This window comes from Salinivibrio sp. SS2 (assembly GCF_001722075.1).
GTDB lineage: Bacteria > Pseudomonadota > Gammaproteobacteria > Enterobacterales > Vibrionaceae > Salinivibrio > Salinivibrio proteolyticus.
In genome coordinates this window covers 1-12856 of the sequence record NZ_MEBP01000074.1, presented here as the reverse complement: position 1 = coordinate 12856, position 12856 = coordinate 1, and the positions used below count along the sequence as shown (strand labels likewise).

General features: G+C 49.0%; 6 protein-coding genes and 2 pseudogenes. 4 read left to right on the top strand and 4 right to left on the bottom strand.

Annotation, left to right across the window (positions count from 1 at the left end; all coding sequences use genetic code 11):
• Nucleotides 1-138 precede the first annotated feature (138 nt).
• The 4 genes from BGK46_RS08030 to BGK46_RS08015 all read left to right on the top strand — a co-directional run bounded on the left by BGK46_RS08030 (nt 139) and on the right by BGK46_RS08015 (nt 7476).
• Nucleotides 139-2142: a M4 family metallopeptidase gene (locus tag BGK46_RS08030; protein WP_069588309.1), complete on the top strand. Its 2004-nt coding sequence runs from the start codon at nt 139-141 to the stop codon at nt 2140-2142.
• 189 nt (nt 2143-2331) lie between these two features.
• Entirely contained in the window at nt 2332-4131 is a 1800-nt protein-coding gene (locus BGK46_RS08025) for a Na/Pi cotransporter family protein (protein ID WP_254659672.1), read from the top strand.
• Nucleotides 4132-4277: 146 nt separating this feature from the next.
• Nucleotides 4278-6716 carry a M9 family metallopeptidase gene (locus BGK46_RS08020; RefSeq protein ID WP_069588307.1) on the top strand — a complete coding sequence of 813 codons (2439 nt, stop codon included), beginning with the start codon at nt 4278-4280 and terminating at the stop codon, nt 6714-6716.
• Between the two features lie 202 nt (nt 6717-6918).
• Nucleotides 6919-7476 carry a sugar O-acetyltransferase gene (locus BGK46_RS08015; protein ID WP_069588305.1) on the top strand — a complete coding sequence of 186 codons (558 nt, stop codon included), beginning with the start codon at nt 6919-6921 and terminating at the stop codon, nt 7474-7476.
• Here BGK46_RS08015 and BGK46_RS08010 read toward each other — a convergent pair.
• From BGK46_RS08010 to BGK46_RS17430, 4 genes and pseudogenes are all read right to left on the bottom strand, one after another.
• Nucleotides 7473-8444: an ABC transporter substrate-binding protein gene (locus tag BGK46_RS08010; RefSeq protein WP_069588304.1), complete on the bottom strand. Its 972-nt coding sequence runs from the start codon at nt 8442-8444 to the stop codon at nt 7473-7475. The genes BGK46_RS08015 and BGK46_RS08010 overlap by 4 nt on opposite strands.
• Before the next feature lie 154 nt (nt 8445-8598).
• Complete coding sequence (locus BGK46_RS08005) at nt 8599-11454, bottom strand: twin-arginine translocation signal domain-containing protein (RefSeq protein ID WP_069588368.1); 2856 nt, start codon at nt 11452-11454, stop codon at nt 8599-8601.
• 71 nt (nt 11455-11525) lie between these two features.
• A pseudogene (locus BGK46_RS08000) lies at nt 11526-12677 on the bottom strand (aerolysin family beta-barrel pore-forming toxin); the annotation flags it as partial.
• Nucleotides 12678-12734: 57 nt separating this feature from the next.
• Nucleotides 12735-12856, bottom strand: a pseudogene (locus BGK46_RS17430) (IS5/IS1182 family transposase); the annotation flags it as partial.

Sequence of the window (12856 nt, the reverse complement as noted above, 5' to 3'; positions counted from 1 at the left end):
TCTGTTGAACATGGAATAGGGATACCACTTTTCTAGACATTTTTTGAACCAGATCCTCAATTTGATAGCGATCACATTTTTAGTTATTCAGTAATGTGGATAGTAACGGGCGATTTGTCTCACTAACTCGAGGATTTTATGCGTAAAACACCGCTCGCACTCTTGCTCCCCTTTGCGTTTTCCGCCCACGCCGCCACCATCGTTGATGCCTCTGATTTGGATCTTAGCCAAGCACTAGACGCCAATACGGCACGCTCCGCGGCGGCAGCGCCTGTACTCAGTTTTCGTGAGAAATCGCGTCTGCAAGTGGGCAATCAATCACTAGTTCGTAAGCAGCAACTGCACCATGGCATTCCGGTTTACGGCTATTCTGTGGTTGAAAACACCGCCGCACGAGGCTTTGCGCCAAGCGTTAAAGGTGACGTTGTCACTGATATCGAACAAGATATTGGTGGCACTCTCCCCATGATTAACCAGCAGCAGGCTATTGCGATTGCTCAAGGTCAAACGAGCCAAGGCAATCGTCATTTTCACCAAGCGGATGCAAACACGGAATTATTGATCTGGTTGGACGAACAACAAACAGCGCGTCTCGTCTATAAAGTTGACTACCTTGCCAGCGATAACGGTCATCCTTCGCGTCCGATGAAAATCGTCGATGCGAAATCGGGAGATATATTAGACAGCTGGGAAGGGATCGCACACTTAGAAGCTGGCGGCCCCGGCGGTAACCAAAAAAGTGGGCGCTATACCTTCGGCCCTAATACTCAACTGGGCGGCTTTGAAGTCAACCGCTACTGCCAAATGGATAGCCCCAACGTTGTCACAGTCAACATGAACAATCAGGAATGGGGTGGAAGTGTTCACCAATTTAGTTGTCCCCAGAACAACTACCGCCAAGTCAACGGGGCCTATGCACCCATGAATGATGCGCAGTACTTTGGACAAAAAGTCTTTGAAATGTATCAAGATTGGCTCGGCGTACGCCCTATCCGTCAAAAGCTCACCATGCGTGTCCATTATGGTCAAGGCTACGGCAATGCATTCTGGGACGGACAACAAATGACCTTTGGTGACGGCAACGGCAGCATGTATCCGTTAACCACTTGGGATGTGATTGCCCATGAGGTCAGCCACGGTTTTACTGAACAAAATTCAGGGCTCGAATATCGCGGCATGTCGGGAGGCATGAACGAATCTTTCTCTGATATCGCCGCCGCGGCACTTGGTCAGTATGTTTATGGCGACTTCAACTGGAAAATGGGTGAAGACGTGATGAAATATAGCGATGCGATGCGCTATTTCATCAATCCAAGCCAAGATGGACGCTCCATTGGTCATGTCGACCGTTATTATCCTGGCATCGACGTGCACTTTAGCTCAGGTATCTTCAACAAAGCGTTTTACCATCTTGCCACCAGCGCAGAGTGGAATATCCAAAAAGCGTTTACCGCGTTTGCCACCGCCAACCAATTGTATTGGCAACCTAACTCGAGCTTCCAACAAGGTGCCGATGGCGTATGTGAAGCCGCGAAGGCGCTAAACTATTCGGCCGGCGCTGTCAGCCAAGCCTTTGCTGAAGTTGGCATCCAAACCCAAAGCTGCCAAGGAACCGGTGAAACGCCTACCCCAGATCCAGAGCCGCAGCCGACGCCTGAAGTGGTACCGCTCACTTTCGATCAGCCAGTGGAACTTCACGGCTACGCAGGTACGGCTCACCAGTTTGTGATTAAGAATGCGCCACGCGGTACGGTATGGCTACAAACTTATCGTGGTCAGGGTGACGTTGAGTTATATACGGCGGTTGGCCGTCCAGCGAGCGCCGAAGATCATGACTGTGCGTCCACCAACGCAGGTAACGAGGAATACTGCGGTTTTAGTGAAATTCAGGGCATGGATCTGTATGTCACTGTCACCAGCAAGGTAGACTACTCCACAAACGTAATCGCACGCCTTGATGACCGTAGTATCGAGCAAAACCGCTGTAGCAACGTCCCTAGCTGGGGAACCTACAACTATTACTACTCCGGCGTCAGCGTTCAATACCAAGGGCATCTGTTCCAAGCGGCACAAGATAACTGGGGCATTGATCCGTTCTCGAATCAATGGGTTTGGCAATATCAAGGAAGCTGCCAAGGCTAATATCGCTGTTTTGTTGATTTGCGGCTAGCCACGGCTGGCCGCTCTTTTATGAGAGTTTCGCACACCATTTCCTCACGACTGTGATCACGCCAAGATTCTGCCCTCTCCCTGAAAGTGACATTCGCATTACTGCTTCTTTACATCTATGTTAATGATTATTGGTGATAATCAGATAATTGGGCAGATTGAATGCATCTGACGATTTTTTCTAACACATTTCGCGCCAAGCTTGTGGCGCTGCTGTTCTTATTGTGTTCCCCACTCGTTTGGGCCATGCAAGGCAATGCTGAGAACATTCAGTATCCTAGTATGATCATGGGACTACTCGGCGGACTAGCACTGTTTCTCTATGGCATGGACAAAATGTCTAATGCCCTTAAAAGCGCCGCCGGTAGCCGATTGAAAACTTTACTCGCCAAACTGACCACCAATCGCGTGGCTGGCGTGCTCACCGGTGCCGGCATTACCGCCACGATTCAATCATCTTCCGTTACCACGGTATTGTTAATTGGTTTTATCTCAGCAGGCCTGATGTCACTTGCCCAAGCGACTGGGGTCATTATGGGTGCCAATATTGGTACCACGGTTACTGCGCAAATTGTTGCCTTTAAGATCACCAAAGCGGCATACGTGATGGTCGCTGCGGGCTTTCTCACTCAATTTATCGCCAAGGCCGACCAAACCAAACACTACGGCAATATGCTGTTCGGCCTAGGTTTGATTTTTCTGGGTATGAATGTGATGAGCGATGCCATGTCACCGCTACGCGATTATCAGCCCTTTATCGACGCGATGGCAACCATGGATAACCCTCTGCTCGCGATCTTACTTGCGGCGCTGTTTACCGCATTGGTTCAGTCGTCCTCAGCAACAACTGGGATCGTGATTGTCCTTGCAGGACAAGGTTTTATTTCACTGGAAAGCGGTATTGCCCTTGCAATGGGCGCCAATATTGGTACCTGTGTGACAGCACTTCTCGCCTCTATCGGAAAATCCCGAGAAGCCAAACAAACCGCCAGCATTCATATTCTTTTTAATATCATCGGCGTCATGATTTGGCTGCCACTGATCTCGCTATTAAGTGATTGGAGCGTCGCGCTCTCTCCAAGTCACTCACAGCTGACAGGAGTTGACCGTTTAGGTGCTGAACTGCCGCGGCAAATTGCCAACGCCAATACATTGTTTAACGTACTAAACACACTGATCATGCTGCCATTCGCTAGTGGTTTTGTTTGGTTAGCGAAAAAGATTGTACCACGCTCGAAAAAACCACTCAGCAGCGACCAGCCCATTATCACGCCCAAATATCTGGCGAAAGAGTTATTGATGACGCCGGATATCGCGATGGATCAGGCGCAACTTGAGATCGGCCGTATTGGACGGCGGGTCTGTAATATGATGAATACCTTGCCGCCACTTACCTCAAAACTGGCAAGCCAGCCACAACGCGACGCGGCGATCGCCGCACTAAAACAAATTGATGAAATCGAAAATCAGGTCGATGCCCTGCACGGACACATCTTGTTTTATTTAGGCAGGCTGCGTAAAGAACCACTCAGTCACGCGCAGAGCCAACGACAAATGGCGTTAATTAGCATGACCGACCAACTGGAGAGTATTGCGGACCTGATTGCCAATACGCTAATCCCGATAATGGAAAAATCTCTCAACGCTGAAATCACGATCAGCAATAAAATGCGCGCAACCCTTGATGTGATGCAAGAAAAAGTGACCCATGCGTTGCTGGATTGTGTCAATGCGATTCGGAGAGGCGACGATAAGCGCGCTAAGCACGTCTTGCATGCGAAGCGCGAGCTGAACGCCCTGCTTGATAAAGTTCTCGCCCATCAAGCTGAGCGTCTGGTGGAGGATGATGCCAACCGCTTACAACTGTTTAGTATTGAGATGGAGTGGACCGAGTCTCTCAAACGTGTTTATACCGTCACTAAACGGATCGCGAAGTTGCATCTGCGCGAAAAAGAAGCTTAGCGCTTTATCGATTGGGCAATATTGATGCATGAATAGCAGAATAGACAAAGAAAACGGAACCAAGCCCTAACTTTTGGGCTTTATAACCCAAGCATGTCGGTAAAATCGTTATAACGGCTCCGCCTAATTATATCTAGGAGCCTGAAATGTATACATTATTCCCTTCCCGACCTAAACCTTTATCAGCACTGATGGCCCTCGCCGCATTCAGCAGCACCAGTGCATGGGCTGATGTTCAATGTGACATTGCCGATTTAGCGGCCAGCAACACGCCACTCCAAGCCATTATGAGTGCTGAACGCAGTTGCTTTACCAGCTGGTATGACACCACGTCTATTCGATACAGCAACCTCTACCAAGAAACTTTTGTAAGCAAAGTGGCACAGCGTTTATCGCAGACCATTGCCAATTATCAGGGTGAGGACGACCAAGCCCGCCAAATTGCTAACTTAGCTGAGTATGTACGTGCAGCCTACTATGTTCGCTTCTATGGTGACAAGGCGAGTCCTGACTATTCTGATTCGCTAGATGATCGTCTTGCGGATGCCATCAATAGTTTCTTACGCTCGCCTTACGCCACGGCAAAGGGCAGCGCCCAAACCGATGCTTTACATGGTTTAACGCTGATGGCCGACAGCATCAAGCGCTTGCCGCAAACCCTAGACCTACAAATTCAACTGCTTGAAAATCTGAAACAAGACCGCTTAGACGAACGCCGTTACGCAGATGCACTCAATAACCTTTTCCGCGCCATGGCGGGCCACCAATCTCGTCAAGCCTTTTACGATGTGCTCGCTGCTGATCTTTCCTTGATTGACCGCCTTTACCAGTTCGTCGTCAATCATCCTCAGCTCTCCAACAGCGACCACGGGGCGTTATTGGTATCAAACACTGTCCGCGAAATGGGACGACTATTGATGGCGCCCCAAGCCAGCGTGCGAGATCGTGTGATTAGCCATTATCGTGATCTATTACCCCGTTTCCCGCTGGGCGGAAAAAATGACGCTGTTTGGGTGGGCATGGTAGAAATGGTGGATGCTTATGCGCCCGATAAGATGGCCGAATTAGGTCTGTCTGACGCCAAAGCCACGCTGGAAGCCAAAGTAATGCCTTATCGTCACCAATGTGACGGTCCGGCGATCATTCGTTCACAAAGCATGACGCAAGCGCAATCGCAACAGGCATGTGAAAGCCTGCACAACAAAGAAGTTGCCTTCCACCAAACCGTTAACTCAGGTTATCAAGCGGTCGCCGACGATCTGAACGACAGCGTTGAAGTTGTGGTGTTTGATAACCCGTCCGACTACAAAACCTATTCCTCATTTTTGTTTGGTAACTCGACGGATAATGGTGGTCAATACTTAGAAGGAAACCCTGCCGACCCAGACAACCAAGCCCGTTTTATTGCGTACCGTAATGATAATGGCCAATCGCTTTCCATTTGGAACCTTGAGCACGAGTACGTTCACTATCTGGATGGCCGATTTAACATGTACGGCGACTTCAATGACGTGCTTCGCCACGGCCATACTGTGTGGTGGCTAGAAGGCTTTGCGGAGTATATGGCCCATGGTGATGACTATGCCGAAGCAATACGCTTGGGCAAAGAAGGCGGCTACTCGCTCAGTGACGTTTTTGCCACCAGCTATCAGAATGATGTTAATCGCATCTATCGTTGGGGCTATTTGGCGGTACGCTTCTTGTTTGAAAAGCACCCAGAGGCTGTGGAAACTTTGCTTGATGCGGGTCGCACCGGGAAATTCGAGCAGTGGGCAAATTTAGTCAAAGACTATGGCCATCGTTATGACCAAGAGTTTGCGCAGTGGCTGACCACCTTAGAAGACACCGATGGCGGTGAACCACCGCGTCCAGACCCTGATCCCGAGCCCAAGCCAGAGCCAGAGGTGACGACACTGTCTCTCGGTCAAACCGTTACCATTAGTGGGCAAGCATACAGTGAGCACCTGTATCAAATTGACCTAGCCCAATCTGCCAGTGCGCTGACATTTAGTATCGAAGGACAGGGCAACGCGGATCTGTACGTGGCGAAAGACCGTCAAGCGCACTATTACGATTTTGACGCTACCGAGTGGAACCAAACCAGTAATGAAACCGTGACCCTTAATGATGTGAAACCGGGTCGGTATACCTTAAGTGTCACAGGTCGCGGTGACTTTACCGATGTCACTGTCAAAGTGAATGCTGAGGGCCAAGTGCAACCCGAGCCAATCCCAGAGCCAGATCCTGAAACACCGGCAGGCACTGATGACTTGCGCCCAACGCAACTTAACGTCGCCAGCCCAAACAGTATTAGCGTTTATCAACGTCGCTATCTGTATGCCGATGTACCTGCGGGAGCCACCAAGGCGCAAGTGTGGGTCATGGCGGATGGTGACGCGGGGGATCTGAGCGTATTCGCCGCCGAGGATTACTGGCCCACGCAAGCACAAAACCAAGCAGCCTCTAACGTACCGGGCAGCAACCAGTACATCGAAGTTGATTTACGTGACCAGCAGCGTCTGCACTTGCTACTTGTAGGTGATGGAAGCCGAAGCCAAACCGATGTGCGTGTTTATTTTCGTTAAGCACTAAGCACTAAGCACTAAAAAAATGTTACCAAGCGCCACTGCCGAGTGGCGTTTTTTTGTTCGGTTGCCATATAAATGGGAAAAGAATAGAAAGAGGAAAAAGACGCAAGGGATAATTGCTGTTTTCTCTCCCACACAAATTGAGACAATGCGGCGAGAACCAACCTTTATCGCTATTCACGAATAATAAGGAGAAACCATGACCGAATGGGAAAAGATGTGCCAAGGACTTGTGTTTGATGACAGCGATGGCTCCATTGATATCCGACGGGACCACGCCACACGAACCTTGCAAGCATTCAACCAAAGCGTAGAGACGGCAACAAGAAAGCAACTGCTCAACACGTTATTACACACTATCGGCGAGGGTTCGGTGATCCAACCGCCGTTTTATTGTGAGTTTGGCGAAACCATACAGATTGGTAGTAACACCTTTATCAACATGAATGCCACTATGCTGGATGGGGCCCCGATCACGATTGGCAACCATGTGCTGATTGGCCCCAATACCCAATTTTACACCGCAACCCACTCTCTTGATTATCGAAGCCGGCGCGCTTGGGAGACCTGGTGTAAACCGATTGTGGTCAAAGACGACGTATGGATTGGCGGTAATGTGGTGATCTGTCAAGGCGTCACCATCGGCGCACGCAGCGTCATTGCCGCCAATGCGGTGGTGAAGCACGACGTGCCACCTGACAGCCTCTACGGTGGCACGCCTGCACGCTTGATAAAGTCGCTTAATCATCACGATTAATCAATATTGCGCCAGCCATTTGGCGCATTAAGTCCCCAGCGAGTAAACTCGGCCCCACTGTAAATGGCGCGTCCTTGTTTGCCATGAATCACCGAAATAGAGGACGCCTCTTCACCAGCCAGTATCCGATTGACGTACTCTCCCGCCTGAACGCCTTGCGATTCACCAAATAACACCACCCCACCTGCGGTTTGGCCTTTACCCACTGAAAAGTCCCAGAAACCAAACAAAGGGATCGCACTGTGTTGGTTGGTCCAAGCTAATACCTTATCCGGATCGACGACATTGCCATCGTTATCACGGATAATTTGATAGAGTCCCACAACAATAATGTCGTAGCCATCGCTACTGTTGACCGAGGCTTTCCACGCGTCAAACGTCTCATGGTTTTCAATCGTGGCATCAATCCCCAGTTTGTTCTTCAAACTCTGATACTGTTTACTGATATGGTCAGTGGCAATGGTCGCGGTCGTCCCTGCATCAAACATGATTTTGACAATGAGCTTATCTTTACCCAACATCTGTCCAATCTCTCGCATACTGCGCGCAAATAGCGGGCGCTCAAGCACACCGGTTACTCTCGCCTTACCGCTATATTTGGCCATCAATCGACGTGGGTTAGAATTGATACCTAAAAATACAATATCGATATCTTCATTTTGTAATCGAGGTAGCATGTAACCCAACGCATTATCGTCACCCAGTACCACCACATCGGGCGCGACCTGTTGATACATAGCGAAGGCTTTGTCGGCTTGACTGTCGTAATCAGCTTTCGGCAAGCGTTTAGTGTCCATCTCAAAGGTATGTAGGGTCACATCATCGCCAAGCGTACTTTCAAGCCCACGAATATAGCTTTCATCCCAGCCGTATTCTTTGTGATAGCTCTCAATCAAGAGGACATCGGCAGCCCATAAAGGACCCACTGAAGCAGCATAGAACACTATAATCAGTAGCCAGTTTTTCATACTCACACTCCGTCTTTTGCTCTTTCGTGCTATTAACCCTAGTCAAAGAGTGGACATCGAGAAAGCACATAGCCAGAGCGAGAAGTCAGTTATAACTAAACAAAGAAGGAATATGGAAAAAGCCGCCACATTCGTGACGGCGGTAGACAAGTGATTATCGAGGGATAAAGGTATTTTTGTAGAATCCTTGGAAGCCCGAGTTCGGCACATAAAATTCGACCCCACCGAATAAGCGCAGTGCTTTCCCCTCGCCTTGGGTCTGTTGCTCGGGTTCGATGGCACCAAAACGTTTATAACGACTTTGCGACACAAGAATAAATTCGTGTCTACCATCATTGTCCCCTACTGGTGGCGTGTAATGACCGACAATATGAAGCCCCCCACTATAAGCTCCCTCAGGTAGCGGCATATCTTGCAGTAAACGCACCTGAGTAAAGTTGTGTTGTTCATCACGCTCGATAATTGTCTGATATAGGCGACGATCTTCTTCTGCAACACCATCTAGATCAAGGGTATAGAAGATACTCACCATATCGCCAGTACAAACGAGCGTTAACGATGGGAAGTAGTCGTCCGGGTAGCCATCGGTAAAATCTTCGGTGATGAGTGATACCTGTCCATCTTTGATTTGATATACATGCTTATCTTTGCATACCACAATAAAGATACATGACTGTTGCTGGTGTACCGCGACAATATCAACAATGTCCTGCGGGCGTGACGAGCGAAGCTGAATGATATCACTACTTTGTGGGGCATCTTCGATACCTTGTGTGAAGTAAAGATTCTTCCTGTAACTGCTATCTTCGCACAAGAATAGTGCCTGGCTATTGGAATAGCGGTTAACACATTCACTTGCTATTGTGCAGCGCTTTATATGCCAATCTGGGTTCCATTGTTCGTAGCTCAAACTATCATTAAACCCATCGCTGAAAAACCGGTCCGTACGACCAAACTCAGGGTAATCGAAATCACGGCCGAAGTAATAGGTACGGCCCGTGACTTGAGAAGATACCATCGCCGCCAAATGCGTGCGGGTTTCATGATCCTCGATAGATGGCAGTTCTCTCCAATCGGTATTCATTGTCTTCACATCAAACGGCCTAAAGAGGGTACTAGCGTCCCAGTACGTTCTAGTACGACAAATGTACTGTCCAATGTCGGCATGAATAAGATCTGCAGGTTTCACTACTTCATTGGTATAACGCTGTATCGGCGAAGGCTCGGGCTCCGGCTGACGTAAAGCATCGAAAATCCATTGTGCAATCGCGATCACTATCCCTACGATGGCGACCACAATACCTAGCGGTCCTGCCAGCACACTCCCCATCAGCGCCGCGACCGCGAGCCCAAATGCAGCACCCGATATCAGGAAGTTAACTGAAGCCCACACAATATCCGCGGTATCACCGCTGGCAATCGCTTGGCCGAGATTCCAGCCGGCAATACCCACTGCAATAAAGGCGAGCCCCACAAAGCATTTACTCACTAGACTCGATACTTTGCCGAGAAATAATGACTCCGCAATTCGCCGTTCAACGTTCATAAACTTGGCAACACGACCAGTCAGTTTACCTAGAAACTGACTAAATTTAGACATGACTTTCGCGAGCTCATCGGTTATCGGTGTCCCATTACCGAATAAGAAGTGTGTCACTTTAGTCGCAAGGATCTCGTAGCTAATTTGCAACGAGGTTTCGATAAATGCGGCTCCCAGCCCGATAAGTTCAACGGGACTATCCCAGTCTTCTCTGTCTGTTGCGGATGCCCAAGTGAAATGTCCCACACCCAGCAACAAGGTCAACGAGGATAGAACAACGTCAGTCATACTTCGCTGACCGCTGACCGGCGTTGCCAATTCAGGGTATTGTCTCGTCAACGCTTGCTGAGTGGCATCATTCCCTAAGGTCTCATCGCGTAACCCAAGTCCTTTAAACGTATTCCAAACGCTATGCTCACCACCATTATTGCTAAAGAATTGCCGCCAGAACTGGCTTTGGGTCGACGAGTCATTGTTCTGCAGAATGTCGGCGACGGCCAAGAAGTTCTCCTCATTGGCGAGCACAGAATACTGATCGCTCTCACTCCCCCAGCGCAAACTAAACGCGACGCCGTTAATCACAGTGCCGAATAGTACGCGTTCGATGTCACGCAGCGCGTCCTCCGTTTTGGGACGTCCTGCTGCAATATTTAAAGTGCGTATTTTCGCGCTCGTCGCATTCACTTTTTGAACCGCAATATTGAAGCGGTTATCGGCATTGTCGTTTACCGCACAATCGTTAAGCAGCGACTCAAGCGTACTATCTTGCTGGTAGTATGTGACCAGCTCATCTAACCAATAAGACGCATTTTGCTTGTACTGTCCCAGTGCATTATTTTGACAATAGTTTGTCGCGATGGCGTAAAGCTCATCAATGATTTGTTTGAAGGTTTCCCCTTTCTCTGCCAAGTCGATATTGGCATGCGCTTTGATCATGTCCCAACTGTTGTAGGCAAGGCGATCATTGACGTCCACATTCTCTTGCCCTTTGTAGCCATACTGTAGATATTGACTGATGTATTCAGCCATGTAGTCATTAAAGTAGGTTTGATAGCGCGCATAAACATCACTCACTGACTGTTGGTTATCACTCATGCCTAACACATCGTCATTTGGCTCAACCGCACCGCCTATGTCGGAACTTAGCCCACTGTGATGGATCCGAAAGTTATGTTTCATCATATTCTGAAACATAACATGCGCGAGGTAATTGGCTTCGTCAGTGGGCGTATCGAAATCCACTCGGTCTAACCCTAAACCGCGATGCTCTGATGAATCCGTGTAAAAACTGATCGCATCAAGCTCACTGAGCCCTGCCGACGTAGTTGGTGCAATCCACTGTGCCGCTTTGACAGACTTGGGCAGCACGGTAGCTGCCGCCATGGTTAACACGGCCGCCGATGAGTGGGTTAAAAAACGACGGCGACTTTGGGAGCGAAGCCCTTCCCAGACATTGCATTTGCTTTTCATGATCATCCTCTTCTTCATGGGGATTACTTGAATGAATAAAAAAACCCGCATCTTCGGATGCGGGTTTGAGGTTATTTAACCGGTTTGATGGTTAATTCGGCATTGTCGAAACCGAGGCTAGCAAGTTCATCAGGGTCAAAGTTAGAAATCAGTTCCACCCCGTTTGCTTCGCCAGTCATGGTCATTGGCGAAATAGAACGCTTGACGCGAGCGGAAGCAGCTTTACCAATTGGCTTCGCTTGGCCAAGCTCAATGGTCCCTGCATACTGGGATTCCGCATAAAAATCACCCGACACATAGGAATAGAATGGACGCAAGCTCTTCCCTGTTGCCCACTGCATGCTTTGTAGGCCAAATTTTTCAACTGCCCAGCTCCAGTCCCACCATTTCACTTCGCCAGGAATGTAGCGGTGATGCCATTGGTATGCGATATCCGCAGACGGCTCACTACTACGTCCCATCGTAAAGGTGTGGCGTACTGTAGGACGATTTTCAGGGTGCGAATGCCACGCGTTACCGCTCCAACGCAAGAAACCGTCAAAAGTCACGTCATAACTAATATCGGCGCCAAAGCGGTACGGATAAGAAATGCTCGACCGATAAAGCTCAACGCGAATAGGTATCTCGGAGTTCGCCGGGACAAATGGACGTGCTTGTAACGTCACCTGCTCACTGCTCGAGCCACCATTGCTGTTAGCAAAGCTTTGATTCGCCTCAAATGAGATAGTGAGCTTAGTGTCACCGACCAGTGGCCACTTAAATTCGTTTTCTGTTTGTACTTTTTGCGCAAATCCATAGGTGTTGGTTTTCGACCAATTGGTGGCCTCATCGACTTTGAGATCAACCACCACTTGTTGAGGCTCGTCGAGGTTGTTGCGGGCGACAGCAGAAATCGTTTTAACTAACTGTTTATCGGACTCAACCACATCACCATGCCAGAAATCACTGTCATTTAAGGTATAAGCAAAGTTATCCACTTTGATGGTGGTTTTATCGCCACAGCGGTAGCCATCACACCCGCCATCATTGTTACCGCGGATCAACCATTGGTCGCCAGAACGCCAAACGTTCATATCTTCACCGACGTAATCACTGTGATTACCACCTACCCATGCGTAACCAAGGTAATGCGCGAGATAGCTCAGCGGTTTGACAAATTCGCTGCGGTTATTGACCAATGAATATTGGACATCGAGCTCAGTCCCTTCTGGTACGCTTTGAGCGGGCGTTGTTGATCAAATCATTCACCTAACGCACTGATCCCAATGGGGTTGCCCCCATCAATCAACTCGGTAACTAACAGGCATACCAAGTCTTATGACTTTGTTTATTGCTTTCACGTTGGCCAATGCTTCGCCAACTTGTGCATCGTAATCACGTAGTGTCAGCTGAGAGCTGATTA

Bases quoted from the DNA above. Each gene is read 5' to 3' on its own strand.
- BGK46_RS08030 (WP_069588309.1), top strand. From the start codon at position 139: ATGCGTAAAACACCGCTCGCACTCTTGCTCCCCTTTGCGTTTTCCGCC.
- BGK46_RS08025 (WP_254659672.1), top strand. From the start codon at position 2,332: ATGCATCTGACGATTTTTTCTAACACATTTCGCGCCAAGCTTGTGGCG.
- BGK46_RS08020 (WP_069588307.1), top strand. From the start codon at position 4,278: ATGTATACATTATTCCCTTCCCGACCTAAACCTTTATCAGCACTGATG.
- BGK46_RS08015 (WP_069588305.1), top strand. From the start codon at position 6,919: ATGACCGAATGGGAAAAGATGTGCCAAGGACTTGTGTTTGATGACAGC.
- BGK46_RS08010 (WP_069588304.1), bottom strand. From the start codon at position 8,444: ATGAAAAACTGGCTACTGATTATAGTGTTCTATGCTGCTTCAGTGGGT.
- BGK46_RS08005 (WP_069588368.1), bottom strand. From the start codon at position 11,454: ATGAAAAGCAAATGCAATGTCTGGGAAGGGCTTCGCTCCCAAAGTCGC.